At 69.1% G+C, this 25,799-nt stretch carries 16 protein-coding genes and 1 pseudogene; 13 read left to right on the plus strand and 4 right to left on the minus strand.

Annotation, left to right across the window (positions count from 1 at the left end; translation table 11 throughout):
• Positions 1-19 precede the first annotated feature (19 nt).
• The 3 genes and pseudogenes from AB8810_RS04390 to AB8810_RS04400 form a co-directional block, all read left to right on the plus strand.
• Positions 20-1,204: a class I SAM-dependent methyltransferase gene (locus tag AB8810_RS04390; protein WP_225209873.1), complete on the plus strand. Its 1,185-nt coding sequence runs from the start codon at positions 20-22 to the stop codon at positions 1,202-1,204.
• The gene (locus tag AB8810_RS04395; protein WP_369915669.1) at positions 1,204-1,611 is read left to right on the plus strand and encodes a VanZ family protein; all 408 of its coding nucleotides are present in this window, start codon (positions 1,204-1,206) and stop codon (positions 1,609-1,611) included. The genes AB8810_RS04390 and AB8810_RS04395 overlap by 1 nt, the downstream gene beginning before the upstream one ends.
• Positions 1,612-1,947: 336 nt before the next feature.
• Positions 1,948-2,550, plus strand: a pseudogene (locus AB8810_RS04400) (expansin EXLX1 family cellulose-binding protein); the annotation flags it as partial.
• A 220-nt stretch (positions 2,551-2,770) separates the two neighbouring features.
• Here the strand turns inward: AB8810_RS04400 and AB8810_RS04405 are convergent.
• Together AB8810_RS04405 and AB8810_RS04410 are read right to left on the minus strand one after the other, a co-directional pair.
• Entirely contained in the window at positions 2,771-5,401 is a 2,631-nt protein-coding gene (locus AB8810_RS04405; protein ID WP_369915670.1) for a TonB-dependent receptor, read from the minus strand.
• A gap of 224 nt (positions 5,402-5,625) precedes the next feature.
• Positions 5,626-5,799, minus strand: a complete 174-nt coding sequence (locus AB8810_RS04410) for a hypothetical protein (RefSeq protein WP_369915671.1) — start codon at positions 5,797-5,799, stop codon at positions 5,626-5,628.
• Between the two features lie 733 nt (positions 5,800-6,532).
• Between AB8810_RS04410 and AB8810_RS04415 the strand changes: the two genes are divergently transcribed.
• From AB8810_RS04415 to AB8810_RS04460, 10 genes are all read left to right on the plus strand, one after another.
• The gene (locus AB8810_RS04415; RefSeq protein WP_179567299.1) at positions 6,533-9,232 is read left to right on the plus strand and encodes a TonB-dependent receptor; all 2,700 of its coding nucleotides are present in this window, start codon (positions 6,533-6,535) and stop codon (positions 9,230-9,232) included.
• 111 nt (positions 9,233-9,343) lie between these two features.
• Positions 9,344-12,229 (plus strand): beta-galactosidase GalA, encoded by a 2,886-nt coding sequence (gene galA / locus AB8810_RS04420; RefSeq protein ID WP_369915672.1) that lies wholly within the window; start codon positions 9,344-9,346, stop codon positions 12,227-12,229.
• A 106-nt stretch (positions 12,230-12,335) separates the two neighbouring features.
• Complete coding sequence (locus tag AB8810_RS04425) at positions 12,336-14,588, plus strand: alpha-N-acetylglucosaminidase (protein ID WP_369916619.1); 2,253 nt, start codon at positions 12,336-12,338, stop codon at positions 14,586-14,588.
• On the plus strand, positions 14,585-15,739 hold the full coding sequence (locus tag AB8810_RS04430) for an acyltransferase family protein (RefSeq protein ID WP_179567293.1): 1,155 nt from the start codon (positions 14,585-14,587) through the stop codon (positions 15,737-15,739). Before AB8810_RS04425 ends, AB8810_RS04430 begins: the two co-directional genes overlap by 4 nt.
• Positions 15,740-15,843: 104 nt before the next feature.
• Positions 15,844-16,566 carry a GntR family transcriptional regulator gene (locus AB8810_RS04435; protein WP_179568040.1) on the plus strand — a complete coding sequence of 241 codons (723 nt, stop codon included), beginning with the start codon at positions 15,844-15,846 and terminating at the stop codon, positions 16,564-16,566.
• A 38-nt stretch (positions 16,567-16,604) separates the two neighbouring features.
• On the plus strand, positions 16,605-17,885 hold the full coding sequence (locus tag AB8810_RS04440; RefSeq protein ID WP_179567291.1) for a sugar MFS transporter: 1,281 nt from the start codon (positions 16,605-16,607) through the stop codon (positions 17,883-17,885).
• A gap of 42 nt (positions 17,886-17,927) precedes the next feature.
• Positions 17,928-18,995 (plus strand): LacI family DNA-binding transcriptional regulator, encoded by a 1,068-nt coding sequence (locus tag AB8810_RS04445; RefSeq protein WP_179567289.1) that lies wholly within the window; start codon positions 17,928-17,930, stop codon positions 18,993-18,995.
• 8 nt (positions 18,996-19,003) lie between these two features.
• Positions 19,004-20,032: an SIS domain-containing protein gene (locus AB8810_RS04450; RefSeq protein WP_369916620.1), complete on the plus strand. Its 1,029-nt coding sequence runs from the start codon at positions 19,004-19,006 to the stop codon at positions 20,030-20,032.
• Entirely contained in the window at positions 20,032-21,177 is a 1,146-nt protein-coding gene (gene nagA, locus AB8810_RS04455; protein ID WP_179567287.1) for an N-acetylglucosamine-6-phosphate deacetylase, read from the plus strand. Before AB8810_RS04450 ends, nagA begins: the two co-directional genes overlap by 1 nt.
• 170 nt (positions 21,178-21,347) lie before the next feature.
• A complete protein-coding gene (locus AB8810_RS04460; protein ID WP_369915673.1) occupies positions 21,348-22,154 on the plus strand; it encodes a fructosamine kinase family protein in 807 nt (268 codons plus the stop codon).
• Between the two features lie 169 nt (positions 22,155-22,323).
• On the opposite strand, the gene AB8810_RS04465 is transcribed toward AB8810_RS04460, so the two are convergent.
• Entirely contained in the window at positions 22,324-23,559 is a 1,236-nt protein-coding gene (locus AB8810_RS04465; RefSeq protein ID WP_369915674.1) for a multifunctional CCA addition/repair protein, read from the minus strand.
• Positions 23,560-23,690: 131 nt separating this feature from the next.
• Positions 23,691-25,655, minus strand: coding sequence for a transglycosylase SLT domain-containing protein (locus AB8810_RS04470; protein ID WP_369915675.1), 1,965 nt, complete (start codon positions 25,653-25,655; stop codon positions 23,691-23,693).
• Positions 25,656-25,799 lie beyond the last annotated feature (144 nt).

Consider the following 25,799-nt stretch of genomic DNA (forward strand, 5'->3'; position numbering starts at 1 on the left):
CCACGCAATCCAGCGCCGCATGCCTATCGACTTTCCCACCCCCGACGCCGACGCGCTCGCCCACAGCGATCGATTGGCCGCGCATCTGCGCGCCGAGATCGCCGCCGGCGGCGGCGCGATTCCGTTCTCGCGCTTCATGGAGCTGGCGCTGTACGCGCCGGGCCTCGGCTACTACAGCGCCGGCAGCAGCAAGTTCGGCGAGGACGGCGACTTCGTCACCGCGCCGGAGCTGGGGCCGTTGTTCGCCGCCACCGTCTCCAACGCGCTGGCCCCGGTGCTGCAGCAGCTCGGGCCGCAGGCGCGGATGCTGGAAGTGGGCGGCGGCAGCGGCGCGTTCGCCGAGGTGATGCTCAAGCGCCTGCTGGCGCTGGACGCGTTGCCCGAGCGCTACGCCATCCTCGAGCCCAGCGCCGACCTGCGCGAACGCCAGCGCGCGCGTCTGCAGCGCGCGCTGATCCCGCCGGTGTTCGACCTGGTGGAGTGGCTGGACCGGCCGTTCGAGGACGACTGGAACGGCGTGCTGTTCGCCAACGAGGTGATCGACGCGCTGCCGACGCCGCGCTTCACCCTGCGCGACGGCGAGGTGTTCGAGGAAACCGTGACCCTGGACGGCGAAGGCCGCTTCCGCCGCGGCGAGCAGCCGGCCGATCCGCTGCTGGCGGCGGCGGTGCGGCATGTCGAACGCTATCTGCAAACGCCGTTCGCCGATGGCTACCGCTCCGAACTGCTGCCGCAGCTGCCGTACTGGATCCAGGCGGTGGCCGGCGGCCTGCGCAGCGGCGCGATGCTGTTCGTCGACTACGGCTATCCGCGCGGCGAGTTCTACCTGCCGCAGCGCGACGACGGCACCCTGCGCGCGTTCTACCGGCACCGCACCCATGCTGATCCCTATCTGTGGCCGGGTCTGCAGGACCTGACCGCGTCGGTGGACTTCACCGCGCTGGCCGAGGCCGGCACCGGCGCCGGTTTCGAACTGGGCGGCTACTGCACCCAGGCCAGCTTTCTGCTCGGCAACGGCCTGGATGCGCTGCTGGCCGAGGCCGAGGCGCGCAGCGACGAACGCGGCCGCCTGCGCCTGCGCGAGCAGGTGAAGCGCTTGACCCTGCCCAGCGAGATGGGCGAGCGCTTCCAGGTGATGGGCTTCGAACGCGATGTGTCGCTGGCGCCGGCGTTCCTGGTCGGCGACCTGACCTGGCGGCTGTGATGGCGGCGGTCCGCGCATTCCGCCGGCCCTGGCTGTGGCTGGGGCTGTGGTGGCTGGGCGTGCTGGTGCTGATCTATGTATGCATGATGCCGCACCCGCCGCAGCTGTCCGACCTGCCGGACACCGACAAGGCCGAGCATTTCACCGCCTACCTGCTGCTCGCGGCAGGCGCGGTGCAGGTCTACGCCGGGCCGCGCGCCTGGCGTTGGGCGGCGCTGGGCCTGCTGTTGCTCGGCATCGGCATCGAGTTCGCGCAGGGCGCGTGGACCACCACGCGTTCGGCCGATCCGTTCGACGCGCTGGCCGATGCGCTGGGCGTGGCGGCGGGCATGGCCACCGCGCTGACCCCGCTGCGCGATCTGCTGTGGCGGTTGGAGACCGGGGCGGGGCGGCGCCGCCGCGGCTGATGCCCGGTTTCGCTTCGCGCGCGCCGTGCCGCCGGCCCGGCGCCGCGGTCTACGCCATCGGCCAAGATGTGGTTTCCCCGGTGGCGGTGCCGGTGCGCGCGCAGCGCCTGGCATAGAGTGCGTCGGCCTGCGCAGTGCCCGGGCCGCCGCGCGGCGCACCGCGCACCTTGCGCATGGCCGGCGGCCGCACGCCAGCGGCCGGCGCCGCCTTCGCCGAGGAGAATCCCCATGCCGACACGTCGCGCCCGCGCCTTGTGCAGCACCACCCTGTTCGCCGGGCTGTGCCTGGCCGCCATCGCCACCCCTGCCGCTGCCGCCTGGGACGGGATCTGCAACGGCACTGCGACCTATACCGGTTCCGGCTACTCCGGCGGCGCGGTGCTGCTGGATCCGATCCCGGCCGATGCGATGATCACCGCGCTGAACCCGGCGCAGATGAACTACGGCGGCGTCCCCGCCGCGCTGGCCGGCGCCTATCTGCAGGTGCAGGGGCCGCGCGGCACCGCCACCGTCTACGTCACCGACCTGTATCCGGAAGGCGGCGATTGCGGCCTGGACCTGTCGCCCAATGCCTTCGCCGCGATCGGCGACATGAGTGCCGGGCATCTCCCGATCAGCTGGAAGGTGGTCGCCGCGCCGATCGATGGCAACGTGGTGTACCGGATCAAGGAAGGCAGTTCGCAGTACTGGGCCGCGATCCAGGTGCGCAATCACCTGTACCCGGTGGTCAAGTTCGAATACAAGAAGGACGGCGCCTGGGTCAGCCTGCCGAAGATGCCGTACAACCATTTCGTCGGCGAGCAGATGGGCGCGCAATTGCTGGAGATCCGCCTCACCGACATCCGCGGCCAGGTGGTGACCGACACGTTGTCGGCGTTGCCGAGCCAGGGCGACAAGGGCGTGTATTTCGTCGAGGGCCATGTGCAGTTCGCCAAGTGAGTGGCGGCGTGGCGCGGACTGGCGCGTTGCGCCGTCGCCGGAGCGACGACGGGGAGCGGCGCCTGCGGGAGCGGCGCCGGATAGCCTGCTGAATTCATTGTAGGGGCGGCTTCAGCCGCGACCGTCAGCATGGAGCAATTGCGGACGCCCCGCGCGGTCGCGGCTGAAGCCGCTCCTACAGAAAGCGTGGTTCCGGCTGCAGCCGAGCGCCGGATCGCGCTCAGAACTTGAAGTGCAGCGTGGCCATGTAGCGGCGACCGTTCTTGTAGCGTCCGGCCGGGTGGTCCTTGTCGCCCAGGTACTGGAAGTAGTCCTCGTCCAGCAGGTTCTGCGCGTCCACCTGCAGCGACCACTGTTCGCTGATCGCATAGCCGATGCTCGCGCCCAGGTCGGTGTAGTCGTCGACGCTGGCCGGCGCGGCGCCGGCGACGTAGCCGCCGGCCAGATAGCTGTCGCGCCAGTTCAGGCTGATGCGCGCGTTCCACGGCCCCTTCTCGTAGTACGGGCTGAAGGCCACGCTGTTGCGCGACTGGTAGGGCAGGCGGTCGCCGGTGTTGTTCTCGCCGTTGGCATAGGTGTAGTTGGCGGTCAGGCCGAAGCCGCTGCTGCCGAACGGTTGCTGGTAGGCGAGGGTGAAGCCCTTGACCTTGCCGTCGCCGGCGTTGCGCGGGCGCTGGATGCTGTAGTCGCAATAGCCGTCGGCGGTGCAGCCGTTGCTGCCGAGCATCTGCGCCCAGGTCTGCGGCGAGGTGTCGCGGATCGAGTTGTACTGGCGTTCGATCGTGGCCGAGGTGTCGATGTAGTTGTCGATCTTCTTGTAGAACAGCGACCACGCCACCACCGCCTGCTGCGCGAAGTAGTACTCGGCCGACAGGTTGAAGTTCCACGATTCGTACGGCGACAGCGCCGCGTTACCGCCGCTGCCGGTGAGCGTGGTGTCGTTCAAGAAGGTGTTGTTGACCATCTGGTTGTACGGCGCCCAGGCGATCACCTTGCCCGCGGCGAAGCGGAACACCCAGTCGGTGTCGGTGTCGTAGGCCAGGTTCAACGACGGCAGCAGGAAGTTCTCCTTTCTGGTGCGGGTCTGCCACTTGCTGTCCAGGTCGTCCAGCGTCGGCGTGCCGCTGTAGACGAAGCCGCTGCCCTCGGTCTTGGAATCCACGTAGCGCACGCCGAGGTTGCCGCGCAGGCCGCCGTTGGAGAAGTTCAGCTGCACGTAGGCGGCGTTGTTGGTCTGCTGCAGCGCCCAGCTGTTGTTGAGGTAGCTGGCCGGGTCGGGATTGGCGTAGTCCACCGGGCTGTTGCGGATCCAGTCGATGACGTTGCCGCGCCCCGCCTGCACGTGTTGGCCTTGATCGGGATAGAAGCCCTGGATGTCGGTCAGGCCGATCGTGCCCACGTCGGCCAGGGTGCCGGGCGTGACGCCGCCGTACACGTTCAAGGTGAAGTCTTCGTCGTGCTTGCCCTGGCGCACGCCGAACAGCAGCTGGTTGAACACGCTGTCAAACTGCAGGTTGAAATCCAGCTGGGCGTAGCGGTCCTTGCTGTGCGTGGCGAAGATGCCGTTGTTGCCGAACCAGCCGCCGGCCGAGCCCCAGTTGGCCGGATCGCGCGCGCCGGCCGGATCGTCGAAGCGGATGCCGCGTTGCAGGTCCCAGCTGAAGCCGCCGTTGTAGAACGGTTCGATGAAGTATTGCGACAGGTCCTTGTTGTCCGACTTGCTCTGCCCGACCTGGCCGCTCACGCCCCAGCCTTCGCCACGGAACGCGCCGCGCAGGTCGATGCCCTTGGTGACGACTTCCGACTGGCGCACGTTGTTGTCGTAGATCACCGTGCCGCCGCCGGCATTGGCGTTGGCGCCGGAATGGCCGCTGCCGACCACGCCGTTGCGCACGCTGCCGAGCGCGTCCACCGCGTCGATGGTGCCCTGGTTCCAGGTCAGGAAGCTGTACATCGACTGGTTGTAGTTGTCGAAGTTCTCCTTGATGTACAGGCCGCTGAGGTTGAACTCCAACGCATCGCTGGGCTTGAGCTGCAGGTTGAGCACGGCGCTGTCGCGCTTGCGGTCCTGTTGGAACCAGGCCGCGTTGACCGAGTTGGGCACGTCCGCATCGGCGGGCACGCCGCCAGCGTTGGCGAAGGTCGCGGCCTTGGCGTAGCCGAACACTTCCATGCCCTGGCGATCGACGCGCTCCTCGTAGTGCTGCGCGGACACCGCGATGCCGAAGGTCTCCTGCGGGTTCTTCCAGCTGTACAGCAGCGAGGCGTTCGGCTTGCCCTCGCTGGCCTGCTGGCTGTAGCTGTAGCCGACCGAGCCGGCGATCTCGTTGGCCTTCAGGTCCAGCGGCTGCCGGCTGTGCATCAGCACGGTGCCGCCGAGGCTGCCTTCGACCAGCCGCGCCTCGGAGGATTTGACGATCTCCGCCCGCCCCAGGATCTGCGGCGACAGCAGGGTGTAGTCGAAACCGCGGTTGGGCTGCTCGCCGTACAGCCAGATCGCCTGCGCCACCGGGTGGCCGTCCAGGAACGACAGGTTGAGGCTGGGATCGGTACCGTCGATGCTGACCCGCTCGCCCTGGCCGAAGCGGCGGTCGATGGTGACCCCGGGAATCTGCGCGAACGCTTCGGCGACGTTGGTGCTGGGGAACTTGCCGATATCCTCGGCGGTGATCGCTTCGGACACGGTGACGTTGTTGCGTTTGGTGTCCAGCGATTTTTCCAGGCTGGCGCGGATGCCCACGACCTGGACGGCGTCCAGGTCGGTGGCATCGCCGCCGGCCTGCTGCGCCTGCGCGGCACAGGCCAGGGTGGCGAGGATTGCTGCGGACAAGACGGAATGGCGGTATTGCATGATGTCTCTCCTCATCATTCAATGGGTCGACGCGGCGCGCGAGCGTTGCGCTGCGTGCCGGCTCTGCCTGTTGCCTTACTGCCTGCGGTGCTGATGCCTGCTGTGCTGCTGCGTGGGTGATGCGCGGTGTGGCTGGCTGGAGTCTTCCGGCGCTGGGGCCGCCGGTTTCGCTTGTGCGTGCAATGCCTGGTGCAGCGTGCCGCCGTGGTGCGCGACGCGCTGCGTCAAGCTGTCGAGCTGAAACGATGCCGATGCGGCAGGGCGGCGCTGGCCGCGGCGATGCCAGCCGCTGCGGCGGACAGCGGTATGCCGACCCCGGTGGCGAACAGGGCGTGCAACGGCGTCTGGTATTGCAACGGCGTGCCGAGTGCGGCACGCGACTCGCGCGTCAGGATCATTGCGATCACATGCCTCCCATGGCCCGCTTTTGCGCCGCGTATGCGCGGCCCCACCCCCGTGTGTGCCGATTCTTACGAGGCTATGACAACGATGTCAAGTCTTGCCCGAAAAATTCGTCTGGTGCTGGTTTCGCCATGCGTAACGCCGGCCGGCGTCCCGCTGTCGCCATCCGTGCTCGTCGAAACGCAGCTGCATCAACGGGTTATGCGGATCGCCGGGACGGCGGCGGCGGCGCGCAAATGAGAACGCGGCGCAGTCATGTCGCGGTGCACAAAATTGGTCTCATTCGTAGAATTGGTGCGACATAGGTATCGTGACAACGATGCGTGAAAGCGGACGCGCACAAAATATTTCTAATCGACAAGTTTTTGATAATGAAAGGTATTTTCTGGAGCGCGCGGCAAGTCCAGGCGCCATTTGCCGATTGTGGGCATTGCAGCGTTGACACAATCTTTCTAAGACCATAAGAATCGAGGCGCCTGGAATTGGTCTTTGCCAATTCGGGATCGATCAGTCCAGCAGCATGCAATCGCCCGCTCCGGGGTAGGGACGGGGACGCGCCTTGCGCACCACGAGGCGCCGCAACAGACAGCACGTTCCATCGACTCCGTGTCCGCACGGACGGCATCGCCCTGCGCGTCGCGTCGGGCGCCATGGAGGGTGCTGCCTGCCGATCGCTGCCGCTGGATGTCAGACGTGCCGTGCCGATCAGCCATCAACCAGGATAGCCCAATGCCACATGCCGCCCGCTCCCGTCCGCACTGCTGTTCCCTGTCCGTCCTCGCCAGCGCCATCGCGTTCGGCCTGCTCAGTGCCGCAGCGCAGGCGCAGCAAGCGCCCGCATCCGATTCCATCTCCCAGCTCGACACGGTCACCGTCACCAGCTCCTACCAGAAGAGCCTGATCACCGCGCTGGACAACAAGCGCGAAGACGCGCGCATGACCGACGGCATCTCCTCCGAGGACATCGGCAAGTTCCCGGCCGAGAACATCGCCGAGGCGATCCAGCGCATTCCCGGCGTGCAGATCTCCACCATCAACGGCCGCGGCTCGACCATCAGCATCCGTGGCCTGGGCCCGCAGTATTCGGCCACCACGATCAACGGCCAGACCATCAAGAGCGCCGATTTCACCGACGGTTTCCGCTACGACATCATCCAGCCGGAAGTGGCCGCGGCGATCGAGGTGATCAAGTCGCCGTCGGCGGACATGGATGCCGGCGGGCTGTCGGGCACGGTCAACATCGAGACGACCAAGCCGCTGGACTACAAGGAGCGCAAGCTGATCCTGTCGGCCAAGGAGCAGTACTCCGAATTCGCCGGCGGCGCGCCGACGCCGAAGGCGGTGCTCACCTACATCGACCAGTTCCAGCTCGCCGATGGCGGCCAACTGGGCGTGTTCGTCAACGCCGGCTACCAGAAGCTCAAGGACCGTGCCGACTATCTGTGGATCGACCGCTGGTACACCCAGGACACCGACGACGGCACTCTGTACATCCCGCGCCGCCCGCGCTACCGCTCGATCGAGCGCGAGACCGACCGCAAGATGCTCACCGCCGGCCTGCAGTGGAAACCGAACGACCGGCTGGAGATGAATCTGACCGCGCTGTACTCGCAGGACAAGACCGACAACGACATGAATCAGTTGGTCTATTCCTTCGACCGCAACTACCTCACCGTGCTCGAGACCAAGGACCTGACCGCGACCAAGGTGTCGGCGTCCAACTACTGGCTGGAGAACAACCGCCAGCTCGAGCGCCACGATCTCACTTCGCAGCTGGTGACCTGGGACGCCAAGTGGAAGGGCGATGCGTGGACCTTCAGCGGCGTGGCCAACTACACCGAAGGCAAGACCGACGAGGACGAGCGCGCGGTGATCCTCGGGCGCCTGCCGTCGGCGACGCTGTTCGACATGTCCAATCCCGGCGCGATCTCGCTGACCACCGATGCCGACGCCAACGACGCCAGCGCCTGGGACCAGGCCAACCTGGTGCGCGACGAATACCCCAACGGCGCGATCACCAAGCTCAGCAACAAGGAATGGTCGCTGCAGTTCGATGCCGAACGCTACGTCGGCGCCGGCTTCCTGGACTCGGTGAAGTTCGGCACCAAGTTCCGCCGCGAGACCTTCGACCGCAACGTCTGGCGCCGCGATTTCCTGTACCTGATCAACTCCGGCGCGGTCTCCGGCTACGCCATGTTCCCGGAACTGTCGGCGGCCAGCTCCAGCGTCAGCAACTTCCTCGACGGCAACCTGGCGTCGCAGAGCGGCTGGGTGGCGCCTGACGTGTACGCCTACGCGCAAGCGCTGGCCGCCTCCGGCATCACCGTGCCGGTGCTGTTCGCGCCGCAGGCCAGCTACCACATCCGCAACGACATCTTTTCCGCCTACGCGCTGGCCAAGATCGACACCGAACTGGGCAGTATGCGCCTGCGCGGCAACGTCGGCGTGCGTTACGAGAACACCAAGCGCACCACCGACACCTACCTGACCACCGCCTCGCAGTACAGCGAGGACGCCAACGAGGTGGTCGGCACCGAACGCGCGCCGTACGACTACCACAACTGGTTGCCGAGCCTGAACCTGGTGCTGGACATGCGCGAGGACCTGCTGCTGCGCTTCGCCGCCGGCAAGGTGCTGGTGCGGCCGATCCTGGACAGCAACACCGCCATCGCCACCACCATCTCCTCGGGCAGCAACACCGGCGGCACCACCACCTACGACGTGTCGCTTGGCCAGACCGACCTGAAGGCGCTGACCGCCGACCAGGCCGACCTCAGCCTGGAGTGGTACTACGGCCAGGGCGGCGGGCTGACCCTGGCCGGCTTCTGGAAGCAGGTCAAGAACGGTACCTTCAACAGCATCGTGTGCCCGACCACGTTCAACGGCGCGGCACTGTCCAGCAACAGTTCCGGCGATTGCGTGGACGGCAGCGGCAACATCTACGAGATCACCGCCACCCGGAACGATCCGAGCAAGGTCAAGATCAAGGGCTACGAACTGGGTTGGACGCAATCGTTCGACGCGTGGCTGCCGATCCAGGGCTTCGGCCTGACCGCCAACTTCACCCGGGTGCTCCCGCAGCGCGACACCGATTTCAAGATCCGCAACCTGTCGGAGAAGACCTGGAACGCCACCGGCTACTGGGAGAACGCAATGTTCTCCGCGCGGCTGTCGCTGAACCACCGCAGCGAGTACGAGCAGGACAGCAGCGACAGCTTCTTCGCCCGCGAAGGCCACACCATGAAGGCGCGCACCCAGCTCGACGCGGTGCTCGGCTACCAGGCCACCGATACGCTCAGTTTCCAGCTCGGCGGGCTCAACCTGACCGACAAGAAGGAAGAGGCGTACAAGGACATCAGCAGCCGCTGGCAGATGACCGGCGTCACCGGCCGCAGCTTCTACGTGTCGATGCAGTGGGACATCCTGTGAGGGCGATGCGGTCGCTTGCAGGGTAGTCCGCAGCCTGCCCGGCGCCGCGGTGGCGCCGGGCAGGGCAACGTGGCCTATCCCGATCGCATTCACAGGTTCCAGGGCAAGCGCATGCAACGACGAGAATTCCTGGCAGGCGGCGCGGGCGCCGGCCTGCTGCTGGCGGCGCCGCGGTTGAGCTGGGCGGGCAGCGCGGCGGATGCCGGCATGGCAGGCACCGCCTCCGCCACTGCCGCAGCGGCGGTGCCGGCGCCGACGCTGGCGGCCGATCCGGGCCTGTTCTGCCTGGACGAGGGGTGGCGCTTCCACGAAGGCGACATCCCGTTCCCGCCGATCAGCGGGCAGGACGCCAGCTACGACAACGCCAAGGCGGGCAAGGCCTGGGGCGCGGCCGCGGGCGATTTCGACGACAGCCAATGGCGGCAGCTGCGGCTGCCGCACGATTTCGCCATCGAGCAGCCGATCGAGGCCAGCGCCAATGTCGCGCAAGGCTATCGCCGCCGCGGCATCGCCTGGTACCGGCGCAGCCTGCGGCTGGACGAGGCGCAGCGCGGCAAGGCGCTGGAGCTGCGGTTCGACGGCATTTCCAGCCGCGCCATGGTCTGGGTCAACGGTTTGCTGATGGCGCGTAGCTGGAGCGGCTACGACGGGTTCGCCATCGACCTGAGCGCAATCGCGCGCTACGGCCAGGACCTCAACAGCATCGCGGTACGCGTGGATGCCGAGGCAATGGACGGCTGGTGGTACGAAGGCGCGGGCATCTACCGGCACACCTGGCTGGCGGTGCGCGATGCGCTGCATATCGTCGGCGATGGCGTGCATGCGGTGCCGCGGATCGGCGACGGCGAACGTTGGACGCTGCCGGTTGCGGTCACCGTCGCCAATGCCGGCGAGCAGGCCGACGCGGCGCTGCTGGAGGTGGCGCTGTACGACGCGCACGGCACGCTGCTGGCGCAGGGCAGCAGCGCGTTGCAGGTCGGCGCGCTGGCACAGGCGGTGGCGCAGGTCGAGCTGCAGGTGCAGCGGCCGCAGCGCTGGGACGTGGCCGCGCCGCATCTGTACCGGGTCGCGGCGGTGCTGCGCAGCGCTGGCCGCGAGCGCGACCGCCGCGAATGCGCGATCGGCTTTCGCACGCTGCGCTTCGATGCGCAGCAGGGCTTCTTTCTCAACGAGCGGCCGCTGAAGATCAAGGGCGCCTGCCTGCACCAGGACCATGCCGGGGTCGGCGTGGCGGTGCCCGACAGCCTGCTGAAGTTTCGCATCCGCCGGCTCAAGGCGCTGGGCTGCAATGCGATCCGCCTGCACCATGCGGTGGCCAGCGAACTGCTCGACGTCTGCGATCGGCTTGGCATGCTAGTGATGGCCGAGAACCGGGTGTTCAATCCGGCGCCGGATTACGCCGCGCAGTTGCGCTGGCTGGTGCGCCGCGACCGCAACCGCGCCTGCGTGTTCCTGTGGTCGGTGTTCAACGAGGAACCGATGCAGGGCACTGCCGCCGGCTACCAGATGGTGCGCCGCGCGGTCGCGCTGGTACGCGAGCTGGACGACAGCCGCCCGGTGACCGCGGCGATGAACGACGGCATGCTGACCCAGCGCAATGCGGCCGATGCGGTGGACGTGGTCGGCTTCAACTACCGCCAGTTCAACTACGACCGGGTGCGCGCGGCGATGCCGCACAAGCCGTTGCTGTCCAGCGAGGACACCAGCGCGTTCCAGACCCGCGGCGCCTGGTTCACCGACATGGACGCGCACATCATCGCCGAGGACGATTCGGTCGCCGCGCCGTGGGGCAACACCCATCGCACGTCGTGGAAACTGATCGACGAGCGTCCCTATCTCGCCGGCAGTTTCGTCTGGACCGGCTTCGACTACCGCGGCGAGCCGACCCCGTTCGAATGGCCGTCGGTGTCCTCGTTCTTCGGCATCATGGATCTGTGTGGTTTCCCGAAAGGCGCCTACTGGCTGCGTCAGGCGCAGTGGATCGACGCTGCACCGGTGCTGCAGCTGCTGCCGCACTGGAACTGGCCGGGCCGCGAAGGTACGCCGATCAAGGTGATGGCGTTCTGCAACGCGCAGCAGGTGGAGCTGTGGCTCAACGGGCAGTCGCAGGGGCGGCAGGCGGTGGACCGGATCGAAATGAATGCCTGGCAGGTGGCGTACGTGCCGGGCGTGCTGGAGGCGGTGGCCTATCGCGATGGCCGCGAAGTGGCGCGGCAGCGGGTGCAGACGGTCGGCGCGCCGGTCGCGCTGCGGCTGACCCCGGACCGCGCGCGGATGCGCGGCGACGGCCGCGACGCGCAGCCGATCACCCTGGAAGCGGTGGACGCGCAGGGCCGCCACGTGCCGTTCGCCGATGCGCAGATCGCGCTGCAGGTCGAAGGCGGGCGCCTGCTCGGCGTCGGCAACGGCGATCCGAATCGACACGCGGCCGACAACGTGCCGCAGGTGCAGTTGTTCAACGGCCTGGCGCAGGCCATCGTCGAGGCCGGCACCGGCCAGCGCCGGCTGCGCATCGAGGCGCGCGCGCCGGGCCTGCGGGCTGCACAGGCGACGATCGGCCTGGATGCGGTGGCCTTGCCGCCGTCGCTGCCGCCGGCCGCCGCGGCGATGGTAGTGCCCGGCTGGCGGCGCACGCTGCCGTTCGCCGCGCCGCCGGATCCGGCGCTGCCGCGCGCGCCCAACGACAACAATAGCTGGAGCTTTTGCCAGCCGGGCAACCTGGAGACGCGTGCCGAGCGCGATGGCTATGTGTTGTACCGCACCGCGTTCACCCCGTGGGCCGGGATCCAGCAGCGCGGCGGCGTGCTGCGGCTGGGGCGCGCGACCGGCGCGGCGCAGGTGTATCTGGACCGGAAGCTGGTCGCCCGGGTGGCTGCGGGGCAGCATGCGCAACTGCGCTTGCCGCCTGCGGACGGCGAACGGGTGCTGGCGGTGGTGATGCAGGTGACGGCCGGAATGCCTTTCGGCTTCGACGATGTCGCGATAGTGGAGTATTGACCGAATGAAGCGAGTTTTCCGCCATGCCTTCCCGCACGCACGTGCCTGGATGCGCTTCGTGCGCGCGTTGCCGATCCCCGGGCAGGCCGCGCTGCTGCTGGCCTGCATGCTGCTGGCGCCGGCCGCGGTTGCGGCACCCGTACAGGACGCGCAAGGCGACGCCGCGCGCGGCGTACTGTTGCGCACGCTCGGTCCGCGCGCGGCCGCGCTGACCCTGCAACGGCAGCCGCGCGGCAACGGCAACGACTGGTACCAGGTCGCCGCCGACGCCGGCACGCTGCGCGTGTCCGGGTCCTCGGAAGTGGCGCTGGCGCATGGCGCGTACAGCTATCTGCAATCGATCGGCGCCGCCTCGGTGAGCTGGGAGGGCAGCCGGGTCGCGCTGCCTGCCGCGTATGCCGATTTCAGCGGGCAGCGCGTGGTCACGCCGTTCGCCTACCGCGCCTATCTCAACGTGTGCACCTACGGCTACACCACGCCGTGGTGGGACTGGGCGCGCTGGGAACGCGAGATCGACTGGATGGCGCTGCACGGCGTCGACATGCCGCTGGCGATGGAAGGCCAGGACTACGTGTGGCAGGCGTTGTGGCGCGAGTTCGGGGTGAGCGACGCGGACCTGGCGCAGTATTTCTCCGGCCCGGCGTTCGCGCCGTGGCAGCGCATGGGCAACATCGAAGGCTACGACGCGCCGCTGCCGCAGCAGTGGATCGAGGACAAGCATGCGTTGCAGCTGCGCATCCTGCAGCGCATGCGCGCGCTGGGCATGAAGCCGGTGTTGCCGGCCTTCGCCGGCTACGTGCCGAAGGCGTTCGCTCAGGCGCATCCGCAGGCGCGCATCTACCGCATGCGCGCCTGGGAAGGCTTCCACGAAACCTATTGGCTGGATCCGGCCGATCCGCTGTTCGCCAGGATCGCGCAGCGTTTCATCGAGCTCTACGACCGCACTTACGGCAAGGGCACCTATTACCTGGCCGATGCGTTCAACGAGATGCTGCCGCCGATCGCCGCCGACGGCAGCGACGCGCGCCTGGCCAGCTACGGCGACAGCACTGCCAACACGGCCAAGACCACGCCGCCCGAGGTGCCGCCGGCACAGCGCGACAAGCGCCTGGCCGACTACGGCCGTGCGCTCTACGCATCGATCCATCGCGCCAATCCCGACGCGGTGTGGGTGATGCAGGGCTGGCTGTTCGGCGCCGACCGCCATTTCTGGACGCCGCAGGCGATCGCCGCGTTCCTGCGCGAGGTACCCAACGACAAGCTGCTGGTGCTGGACATCGGCAACGATCGCTACCCGGGCACCTGGAAGCTGTCCGACGCGTTCGACGGCAAGCAGTGGATCTACGGCTACGTGCACAACTACGGCGGCAGCAATCCGGTGTACGGCGACCTGGCGTTCTACCGCGACGACCTGCGCGCGCTGCTCGCCGACAAGGACAAGCAGCAGCTGGTCGGCTTCGGCGCGTTCCCCGAAGGCCTGCACAACAACTCGGTGGTCTACGAGTACATGTATGCGCTGGCCTGGGGCGGGCAGGAGCGTTCGCTGCAGGACTGGCTCGGCGACTACACCCGCGCCCGCTACGGGCATACCTCGCCGGCGCTGCGCGCGGCCTGGGACGACCTGCAGGCCTCGGTGCTATCGACCCGCTACTGGACGCCGCGCTGGTGGCGCAGCCGCGCCGGCGCCTACCTGCTGTTCAAGCGGCCGACGCTGGACATCGGCGAATTCGAAGGCGCGCCCGGCGATCCGCCGCGCCTGCGCCGCGCGCTGGAGCAACTGCTGGCGCTGGCGCCGGAGTACGCCGACGCGCCGCTGTACCGCTACGACCTGGTCGACTTCGCCCGCCACTACGCCACCGGCCGCGTGGATGCGCAGTTGCAGCAGGCGGTGGCTGCGTACAGGCGCGGCGACGTCGCCGCCGGCGATGCCGCCTTCGCCCGCGTGCAGGCGGCGGTGCAGCAGCTCGACGTCCTGATCGGCGGCCAGCAGGAAACCCTGTCGAGCTGGCTCGACGATGCCGCCGGCTACGCGAAGACGCCGCAGGACGCGGCCTACTACCGGCGCGACGCCAAGGCGCAGGTCAGCGTGTGGGGCGGCGAGGGCAATCTCGGCGACTACGCATCCAAGGCCTGGCAGGGCATGTACGCCGACTACTACCTGCCGCGCTGGGCGCTGGCGATGCAGGCGCTGCGGGCGGCGGCGGTCGGCGGCGGCAGCGTGGACGAGGCGGCGCTGCAGCAGCGACTGCGCGCCTGGGAGCGGGACTGGGTGAAGCGCGAGACACCCTACGCACGGCAAGCGCCGGCCGATCCGGTCGCCGCGGTGCGCACGCTGCTGCAGCAGGTGGATGCCCGATGAGCGCCGCTTCCGCGACCATTCCCGCCGCGCTGCCGTCGCGCGAACGCTTCCTGTCGCTGGACGTGTTCCGCGGCCTGACCATCTTCCTGATGATCCTGGTCAACACGCCCGGTGCCGGCGCCGATGCGTTCGTGCAACTGCGGCACGCGCCGTGGTTCGGCTTCACCGCCGCCGACCTGGTGTTCCCGTCGTTCCTGTTCGCGGTCGGCAACGCGATGAGCTTCGCGCTGGACCGCGGCCAGCCGCTCGGCGCGTTCCTGCGCCGGGTCGGCAAGCGCAGCGCGCTGATCTTCCTGCTCGGCTTCCTGATGTACTGGTTCCCGTTCGTGCACCAGGGCGCCGACGGCAGCTGGAGCTTCACCGCGATCGACCAGACCCGGGTGCCGGGCGTGCTGCAGCGCATCGCGCTGTGCTATGCGCTGGCCGCGCTGCTGTGCCGCTGGTTGCCGCCGCGCGGCCTGCTGGCCGCCTGCGTCGCGCTGCTGCTCGGCTACTGGGCGGCGCTGTACCTGTGGGGCCAGCCGGGCGCGGAACTGAGCAAGCTCGGCAACGCCGGCACGCGCCTGGACCTGTGGCTGCTGGATCCGGCGCAGCTGTACCGCAAGGACGGCGGCTTCGATCCGGAAGGCCTGCTCGGTACGCTGCCGGCCACGGTGAATGTCGTCGCCGGCTACCTGACCGGTCTGTACGTGCGCCGCGTCGGCAAGCAGGCGCGCACGGTGCGCTGGCTGCTGCTGGCCGGCATCGCGCTGGCGCTGCTGGCGCTGGCCTGGCAGCCGTGGTTCCCGCTGGCCAAGAAGCTGTGGACCGGCTCGTTCGTGCTGCTGACCGTGGGCCTGGATCTGCTGCTGCTGGGCGCGCTGCTGTGGGCGATCGAAGTGCGCCAGTGGCGGGCCGGCAGCGGCTTCTTCACCGTGCTCGGGCGCAATCCATTGGCGATCTACCTGTTTTCCGAACTGTTCGTGATCGCCCTGCGGCTGGTCCCGGCCGGCGACAGCGGGTTCGACCTATACCAATGGCTGGGCATCGCCGTGTTCCAGCGGTGGTTGCCGGGACCCTGGGGCAGCCTGGCGTGCGCCCTGGCCTACACCCTGCTGTGCTGGGCGGTGGGCTGGTGGATGGACCGGCGGCGGCTGTACCTGCGGCTCTGACCCGGCGTGCACAGGCCGCGGATTGGTACTATATTGGACATAATGAATCCATACGGTCCGGAGGGAGCACGATGACCAAGCCCAAGCCGGAGGCCGACCCCAGACTGGCAGGCCTGGCCGTGGACCCGAGCGCGCCGACCCCGCTGTACCTGCAGCTGGCCAGCAAGCTGGTCGAGGCGATCAAGGGCGGCCAGTGGAAGCCGGGCGAGGCCCTGCCGGCCGAGCGCCAGCTGTGCGAGCAACTGCAGGTGTCGCGGGTGACCCTGCGCCAGGCGGTGGATGCGCTGGTCGAACAGGGCCTGGTCTCGCGCCGGCAGGGCGCCGGCACCTTCATCACTTCGCACATCCAGCACCAGCTCAGCGGCCTGGCCAGTTTCAGCGAAACCCTGCGCATGAAGGGCCTGGAGCCGGGCACGCGCTGGCTGGAGCGGCGGGTGCGTCCGGCGCACGGCGAAGAGATCCTGCGCCTGGGCCTGTCGCCCGATACCGTGGTGGCGTCGCTGACCCGCCTGCGCAGTGCCGACGGCCGGGTCATGGCCTACGAGAAGGCGGTGCTGCCGCAGCGCACCGTGCCCGATCCGCTGGCCATCGGCGATTCGCTGTACGCCTACCTGGACGCGCAGGGCACCCCGGTGGTGCGCGCGCTGCAGTACTTCCGTGCGATCAACCTGCCGGCGCGGCTGGCCGGGCACCTGGGCATGAAGGAAGGCGAGGCGATCCTGCACGTGGTGCGGGTCGGCTACACCCGCGACGGCAGCGCGATCGAGCTGACCGACACCTATTGCCACAACGACTACTACGACTTCGTCGCCGAACTGCGACGCTGATCGACCGACCCACGCGCCTTTCCGGAGCCCGCCCGCCCATGACCACCGCACGGCCTGCCAGTCCCTTCGCCTCGATCGCCATCGTCGGCCTGCTGTTCTTCATCATCGGCTTCTTCACCTGGATCAACGGCCCGCTGATCACCTTCGTGCGGCTGGCGTTCGACCTCAACGAGGTCAACGCGTTCCTGGTGCTGATGGTGTTCTACCTGTCCTACTTCTTCCTGGCGCTGCCGTCGTCGTGGATCCTCAAGCGCACCGGCATGAAGAAGGGCCTGGCGCTGAGCCTGGTGGTGATGGCGGCGGGCGCGGCGGCGTTCGGCCAGTTCGCCACGCAGCGCTTCTATCCCGGCGCGCTGGCCGGCCTGTTCGTGATCGGCAGCGGCCTGGCGCTGCTGCAGACCGCGATCAATCCCTACATCAGCATCCTCGGCCCGATCGAGAGCGCGGCGCGGCGCATCGCGGTGATGGGCATCTGCAACAAGATCGCCGGCATCCTGGCGCCGTTCCTGATCGGCACGCTGGTGCTGCACGGCGTCGGCGACCTCGCCGCGCAGGTGCAGGCCGCCGATCCGGTGGCCAAGGAAGCGCTGCTGACCGCGTTCGCCGCCAAGATCCACCTGCCGTACCTGGTGATGGCCGGCGTGCTGGTGGTGGTGGCGATCGGCGTGCTGTTCTCGCCGCTGCCGGAACTGAAGGCGTCGGAAGTCAACGCCGCGCCGGTCGGCGCCGGCAGTCCGGCGCAGAAGACCAGCATCTTCCAGTTCCCGCACCTGTGGCTGGGCGTGCTGTGCCTGTTCGTGTACGTGGGCGTGGAAGTGATGGCCGGCGATGCGATCGGCACCTACGGCAACGGCTTCCACCTGCCGCTGGACCACACCAAGCTGTTCACCTCCTACACCCTGGCGGCGATGCTGGCTGGCTACGTGGCCGGCCTGCTGCTGATCCCGACGCTGATCTCGCAGGCGCGCTATCTCAGCATCTCGGCGCTGCTCGGCGTGCTGTTCTCGGCCGGCGCCTATTTCACCCATGGCTACGTGTCGGTGGGCTTCGTCGCCGCGCTCGGCTTCGCCAACGCGATGATGTGGCCGGCGATCTTCCCGCTGGCGATCAAGGGCCTGGGCCGCCACACCGAGATCGGCTCGGCCTTGCTGGTGATGGGCATCGCCGGCGGCGCGATCATCCCGCAGCTGTTCGCGGTGCTGAAGCAGCACTTCGACTTCCAGCTGGTGTTCCTGCTGCTGATGGTGCCGTGCTACCTGTACATCCTGTTCTATTCCCTGGTCGGCCATCGCGCCGGCCAAGCCTCCGCCCGCGCGTGATCGCGCATCATGGGCGTACTTCCCGACGTGCAGGACCGCAGTATGCGTAGACCCACCATCAAAGATGTCGCCGAGCGGGCGCGGGTGTCGTTGAAGACCGTGTCGCGGGTCATCAACAACGAACCGTCGGTGATGCAGGCCACGCGCGCGCGCGTGCTGCACGCCATCGCCGAGTTGGACTACGAACCGGATCCGTCGGCGCGCAACCTGCGCAGCGGCACCCCGTTCGTGATCGGGCTGGTGTACGACAACCCCAACCCGTACCACATCATCGGCGTGCAGAACGGCGTGCTGGCGGCGTGCCGCGAGACCGGCTTCGGCCTGCAGATCCATCCCTGCGATTCGACCTCGCCGATGCTGGCCGAGGAACTGGCCGAATGGACCCAGCGTTCGCGCCTGGCCGGGCTGGTGCTGACCGCGCCGATGTCCGAGCGCGCCGAGCTGGTCGCGGCGCTGACCGCGCGCGGGATCAAGACCGTGCGCATCATCGCCGCCACCGAAGATCCGAAGGACGGCCCCTGCGTCTACGTCGATGACCGCGACGCCGCCTACGAGGTCACCGAGCACCTCATCCAGCTCGGTCACCAGCGCATCGGCTTCCTGTGGGGCGGCACCTCGCACCGCTCCAGCGGCGAGCGCTACGCCGGCTACGAGGCCGCGCTGAAGGACTACGGCATCACTCTGGACAAGCACCTGGTGGTGCCCGGCGACTACACCTTCGACGACGGCTTCCGCGGCGCGCGGCGGCTGCTGGCGCTGCGCGAGCCGCCGACCGCGATCTTCGGTTCCAACGACGAGATCGCCGCCGGCGTGCTGGCCGCGGCCAAGTCGGCGGGCATGAACGTGCCCTACGACCTGTCCATCGCCGGCTTCGAGGACAGCCCGTTCTCGCGCCAGTCGTGGCCGGCGCTGACCACCGCCAAGCAGGCTACCGAAGACATCGCGCGCCACGCCGCACGGCTGCTGATCAGCCAGCTGCGCAGCGACGCCTATGAAGACCATCCGGCGCCGATGCACAACCAGGGCTTCGTGCCGCAGCTGGTGGTGCGCGGCTCCACCGCGCCGATGCAGCCGCAGTCCCGCCGTTCTCCTTCCCCCGATCCCACATGACCCTGCCCATGGCACTGCCCACCGAAACCGAAACCCTGATGTTCCGCGAAGCCGCGGAAACCGCCGATGTCGTCGCCGCGCAGTTCGCGCGCAACCATGCCGTCGTCAGCGCGCTGGCCGCTTCGCTGCGCGCCGACCCGCCGCCGTTCGTGGTCACCTGCGCGCGCGGCAGTTCCGACCATGCCGCGACCTACGCCAAGTACCTGTTCGAGACCCAGCTCGGCGTGGTCACCGCCTCGGCCTCGCCGTCGGTGGGTTCGGTATACGAATCGCCGCTGCAGTTGCGCGGCGCGCTGTACGTGGTGATCTCGCAGTCGGGCAAGAGCCCGGACCTGCTGCGCAACGCCGAGGCGGCCAAGGCCGCCGGCGCGCGCGTGGTGGCGCTGGTCAACGTCGAGGATTCGCCGCTGGCGCAGCTGGCCGACACCGTGATCGCGCTCGGCGCCGGCCCGGAGAAGAGCGTGGCCGCGACCAAGAGCTACCTTGCCTCGCTGGCGGCGATCCTGCAGCTCGGCGCGCACTGGAAGAACGATGCGACGCTGCTCGCCGCGCTCGACGCGCTGCCGCAGGCGCTGCGCGCCGCGTGGCAGGCCGATTGGCGCCCGCTCACCGACGGCCTGGTCGATGCGCACAACCTGTTCGTGCTCGGCCGCGGTTTGGGCCTGGCCGCGGCGCAGGAAGCGGCGTTGAAGTTCAAGGAAACCTGCGGCCTGCATGCCGAGGCCTACAGCTCGGCGGAAGTGAAGCACGGGCCGATGGCGCTGGTCGGCCCCGGCTTCCCGGTGCTGGCCTTCGCCCAGCCGGACGAAACCGGCGCCGGCACCCGCAGCCTGGCCGAGGAGTTCCGCGGCCGCGGCGCGCAGGTGTGGCTGGCCAGCGCCGACGGCGACCTGCCGCTGGTCGCCGCGCCGCACCCGGTGTGCGCGCCGCTGCTGACCATCCAGAGTTTCTACCGCGCGATCAACGCGCTGGCGCTGCGCCGCGGCTACAACCCGGACCTGCCGCCGCATCTGAACAAAGTGACGGAGACGGTGTAATGACGACGACGGCGCTGCGCAATGCGCGCGTGCTCGGTGCGGATGGATTCCTCGACGGCGTGAGCGTGCTGCTGCAGGACGGGCGCATCGCCGCGCTGCTCGACGACGGCGACGCGCGCGTGGCGGCGGCGACGACGCAGCTGGACCTGGGCGGCGGCACGCTGCTGCCGGGGTTTATCGATGTGCAGGTCAACGGCGGCGGCGGCGTGCTGTTCAACAACAGCACCGACGTCGAGGCGCTGCGCCGCATCGGCCAGGCGCATCGCCGCTACGGCACCACCGGCTACCTGCCGACGCTGATCAGCGACGATGTCGAAGTGATGCGCGCGGCGATCGCCGCGACCCGCGAGGCCATCGCCGCCGGCGTGCCGGGCGTGCTCGGCATCCACCTGGAAGGGCCGTACCTGGCGCCGGCGCGCAAGGGCACCCACAACGTGGACAAGTTCCGCGTGCCCGATGCCGCCGAACTGGCGCTGGCCACCTCGCTGGACAACGGCGTCACCCTGATCACGCTGGCCCCGGAGCGGCTGCCGGTCGACAGCATCCGCACGCTGGCCGCCGCCGGCGCGCGCGTGTTCGCCGGCCACACCGCGGGCAGCTACGACGAGATCCGTGCCGGCCTGGATGCGGGCGTGTGCGGCTTCACCCATCTGTACAACGCGATGTCGCCGCTGCAGGGACGCGATCCCGGTGCGGTCGGCGCCGCGCTGGAAGACCGCCACGCCTGGTGCGGGCTGATCGTCGACGGCGTGCACGTGCATCCGGCCAGCCTGCGCGTGGCGCTGGCCGCCAAGCCGCGCGGCACGCTGTTCCTGGTCACCGATGCGATGCCGATGGTCGGCGCCGACAGCCCCAGCTTCGACCTGTACGGCGAAACCATCACCGAGGTGGACGGCGTGGTGCGCAACGCCGCCGGCGCGCTTGCCGGTTCGGCGCTGGACATGGCCAGCGCGGTCCGCAACAGCGTGCAATGGCTGGGCGTGAGCCTGGACGAAGCCGCACGCATGGCTTCGCTGTATCCGGCGCAATGCCTGGGCCTGGACGACCGCTACGGCCGCATCGCGCCCGGCTACCAGGCCGACCTGGTGCTGCTCGACGACGCGCTGCAGGTGCGGCAGACCTGGATCGCGGGGGCGGTGGAATAATCGGCGGCGTTGCCGAGCGTGCGCCGCGCGCGTCCGCCCTCGCGCAAGCGGGTGGCGTTCGTTGCCGGCGTGCCGGCGATTTCGATCCAGGTGTGGGAGCGACTTCAGTCGCGACGCGCTGCGCCGTGAATGCCGATCGCATTCAAGCGAAACCCCTCTAGCCTGAGCCGATGCCTACCGCTGGTTCCGACCTGTTCGCCTTGCCGCCGCACGACGGCCTGCACCGGCTGACGTTGCGCGACGGCCGCGACGCGATCTGCAAACGCCGCCGCGCGATGCCGGCCGATTTCTTCGCCGCCGAAGTGCGCGGCCTGGACGCGCTGCGCGCTGCGGGTGGTCTCCGCGTGCCGCAGGTGTACGCGCAAGGCGAAGACTGGTTGCTGCTCGAAGACCTGGGAGCGGCGGTCCCGCATCCGCACTTCGCCCGGCTCGCCGGCGAGGGCCTGGCACGCCAGCACCGCGTACGCGGCGGCCACTTCGGTTTCGACCACGACGGCTACATCGGCGACAGTCCTCAGGACAATGGCGCCGACCGCGACGGGCATCGCTTCTTCGTCGAACGGCGGCTGCGCCCGCAGGCTGAGCGCGCGCTGCGCAATGCTGCACTGGTTCCCGCGGACATGGCACGCCTGGAACGCCTGTGCGTACGCCTGCCGCAACTGATTCCAACGCAGCCGCCGATGCTGCTGCACGGCGATCTATGGCAGGGCAACCTGCATTGCGCCGGCGACGGCCTGCCGGCGCTGATCGACGCCGGCGCGGCGCACTACGGCTGGGCCGAGGCCGAACTGGCGATGCTGACGCTGTTCGGCGAACCCGATCCGCAACTGCTGCGCAGCTACGCCGAACACGCGCCGTTGGCGAAGGATTGGCGCGAACGCGCGCCGCTGTACAACCTCTACCATCTGCTCAATCACCTCAACCTGTTCGGTGATGGCTATCTGCAAGCGGTGCGTGCGGTGCTGGCGCGGTATTGATGGCGGTCCGCTGTGTGAAACTGGCATATTCGATGCGGCATCTGCGGCCGTTAGCCAATTGTAGGAGCGGCTTCAGCCGCGACGCGCTTTACCGGTAGAGCCCGTCGCGGCTGAAGCCGCTCCTACAGGGGCGTTCTGTAAACAGATAGGCGTGGCGGAACAGGCCGCGTCAGTCCGCAGCCGCGCCGCGCGCTGCACCGATCGCCTTGATCCGCGCCTTCGCCAGCGCCTCGCCGATCTGCGGGCCGCTCAGGCCCTGCGCGGCCAGGTCGCGCGCGTTGACCGCCAGCGCCGCGGCGTGCAGGCGCTGCAGTTCGCGGCCCTGCGGGTAGTCGGCGTCCTCGTTGCCGAGGCGGCCGCGCTTGTCGGCCTCGCATACCAGCGCCAGCTGCGCGATGCGTTCGGGCTTGCGGAAGCCGTCGCAGCGCTGCAGCAGTTCGTGCACGGTGCGGTCGCGCAACTCGGCCAGGCGATGCACGTTCAAGTGCTCGCGGCAGGCGATCTCGGCCAGCTGGCGGTGTTCCTGCGGCAGCTTCAGCCGTTCGCACAGCGCGCGCAGCGGGGCGACGCCGCGCTGTTCGTGCATCACATGCTTCGGCCATTCCGCGGGCGGCGTCAGCGCCTTGCCCAGGTCGTGGGTCAGCGCGGCGAAGCCGATCAGCGCATCGCCCGGCGCCAGCCGCGCGGCCATGTCGCTGACCAGTTCCTGGTGGCGGCCGGTATCGATCTCGGGATGGTACTCGGCGCGCTGCGGCACGCCGTACAGCGCCTCAAGTTCCGGCAGCACGCTGCGCAGCGCATCGGCATCGTGCAGCGTGCTCAGGAACGCCGACGGCTGCGCCGAGGCCAGGCTGCGGCGCAATTCCTGCCACACGCGCTCGGGCACCAGCGTGTCCAGTTCGCCGCTGGCCGCCATCTCGCGCATCAGCGCCAGGGTCTCCGGCGCCACGCTGAAACCGAGCGGGGCCAGTCGCGCCATGAAACGCGCCGCACGCAGCACGCGCAGCGGGTCCTCGCCGAAGGCCGGGCCGATGTGGCGCAGCACGCGTTGTTCGATGTCGCGCACGCCGCCGTACGGATCCACCAGCGCGCCGCTGTCCTCGTCGCGGGCGATCGCATTGATGGTGAAGTCGCGCCGCTGCAGGTCTTCTTCCAGCGTCACCGACGGGTCGGCGTCGACCACGAAGCCGTGGTAGCCGCGCCCGGACTTGCGCTCGGTGCGCGCCAGCGCGTACTCCTCGCCGCTGTGCGGATGCAGGAACACCGGGAAATCGCGGCCGACCTGTTTGTAGCCCAGGTCCAACATCTGCTGCGGCGTGGCGCCGACCACGACCCAGTCGCGGTCGCCGGGCGGTTGCCCGAGCAGGCTGTCGCGGACGGCGCCGCCGACGAGAAAGATGTTCATTGGATGCCGGGAATGGGGAGTCGGGAATCGGGAATGGTAAAAGCAGGTTCGCTCGGCCTGATGCCGCGGTGGCAGGCGGCCGCCGGTTTCGGCTCGGTCGCGCGCGCTGTGCCGTTGCGATTCCCCATTCCCTATTCCCGATTCCCGGCCGCTGACGCGGCCGCACAGACGAATTTCTTGCGCGGCGCGTCCAGCTTGCCGAGCATGCGGTCGCTGACCGGCAGCGCGTCGCCGTTGAGGCGCCAGTCGTAGATCACGCTGAAGGCGAGGATGCGTGCGACGTATTCGCGGGTTTCCTTGTAGCTGATCGTCTCGATCCAGAAGTCGGCGTCGTGGCCGGGGCGCTGGGTCTGCCAGCGCGCCGCCGGGCCGGGGCCGGCGTTGTAGGCGGCGATGGTCAGGTAGGGCAGGCCGTAGGTGTTCAACAGCTGGCGCAGGTAGGCGGTGCCGATGGCGATGTTGGTGTCCGGGTCGTACAGGCTGGCGGCGCCGCCGTAGCCGGCCAGGCCGAGGTTCCTGGCCACGCTGGCGCCGGTGGCCGGCAACACCTGCATCAGGCCCATCGCATTGGCCGGCGAGCGCGCATTCGGGTTGAAGATGCTCTCGGCGCGGATCTCGGCGGCCACCCAGGCCGGGTCGATCGCGTTCTTGCCCGCTTCGCGGCGGATGGTGGCGTCGTGGTGCAGCGGGAAGCGCAGCGAATACAGGCGTTGTTCGTCGGGCAGCTTGCCCAGCGCGAACACCGCGCGGTCGAACCAGCCGTTGTCGCGCGCCACTTCCACTGCGATGCGTCGCTGGGTGTCGTCGAAGCGGGTCAGCGCGTCGTTCCATTCGGCCACGGCCCATGCCGCACGGTCGATCTTGAACAGTTCCAGCGCGCGCACCAATGCCGGATCGCGGGCGACGGCGGCCTGCGCCTGCGCACTGTCGTTGGGTTCCCACGGGCATAGCGCATAGGGCTGCTTGAGCCGGTCGGCGGCCATGAAACCGTGGAAAGTGGCGGACTTGGCGGCCTCGCGGTACAGCCGCTGCGCCTCGCCGGCATTGCCGGTCTTCTCCGCCAGCCGCGCCTCGAAATACTGCCAGCGCGAATCGTTGCGCTGCGCCGGTGCCATCTTGCGGATCGCCGCCAGTGCCGCCGGCCAGTCGCCGCGCGCCATCGCCTCGCGCGTGCGCCATTCGTGCAGGCGTTCGTCGTAGGCGCTGTCGGGTACCGCGTTGAGCCGGCGCGCCGAATCCGGTCCGTACGAGGCCACCGTCCACAACGCGATCTGGTACAGCACCTCGCCGCGCTGCGCCTCGCTCAGCTGCAGCGCCTGGGCTAACTGCGGCAACTGCCGCTCGGCCGCGTCCGGATCGGTCTTGGCCAGTTTCTCCAGGCCGTCCACCGCCACCTTGCGGCTGCGCTCGGTCTTCGGCCAGGTCAGCGCACGCGTGTGCACCGTGTCCAGGAACGCCGCATAGTCGTTGGCCAGGGCCAGTTCGGCGGCGGCCAGGCCGCGCGCTGCGCTGCGCATCACCGCCGGCTGCTGCGCATCGGCCGCCGCTTCCACCCGCGCCCAGCGCAGCGTGTCGTTCATTCCGCCGCGCGCCTGCAGCACCGCGAATACCGCATCGCAGGCATCGGGCAGCGACTTGCCGCTGCTGCGCCACAGCGCCTGCGCCTCGTCGATCCATTGCGCGTCGGCGCGGCCGGTGGCCTGGCGCGCGTTGAGCTGGGCGCAGCGCAGGCCGGTGTTGTCGGTGGGCTTCCAGTTGGCCAGCAGCGCCGGCCAATCCTGGCGCCGCGCCAGCGCCGGCAGCCACAGCGTGCGGAAGCTCTCGGCCACCGGCTGCCCGGCGTAGCGCTTCAGGAAATCCTGCGCCTGCGCATCGGAGATGCGGTCGATGTTGCGGCGCAGGTTGGCGTATTCGAGCCAGCCGTACAGCGGGTGCTGTTTGAATGCGGCCGCTTGCACGGGATCGAACTGGCCGCGCTCGGCGGCGTCGATCGCCGCGCGCAGCGCAGGACGCTGGGCGTCCAGGTTCTGGGCGAGGGCAGGGGCGGTGCCGCACAACGCGGCGGCGAGCAGCAGGAGAGACGTGCGCAATTTCATGCGCGGGACTATACCGAACGCCGATGAATCGACGCGGCAAGGGCTTTGCGGCGTAGCGACGCGAGCGCAGCCGGCAAGGGCGTGCAAGGGGGGATGCGCCGTGATGCGCAGCGCTGTCTGGCGCGGCGTGGGCGCTGGTTGGAT

Origin of the sequence: Xanthomonas sp. NCPPB 3005 (assembly GCF_041228095.2) — a bacterium.
GTDB classification, from domain to species: domain Bacteria; phylum Pseudomonadota; class Gammaproteobacteria; order Xanthomonadales; family Xanthomonadaceae; genus Xanthomonas_A; species Xanthomonas_A bonasiae.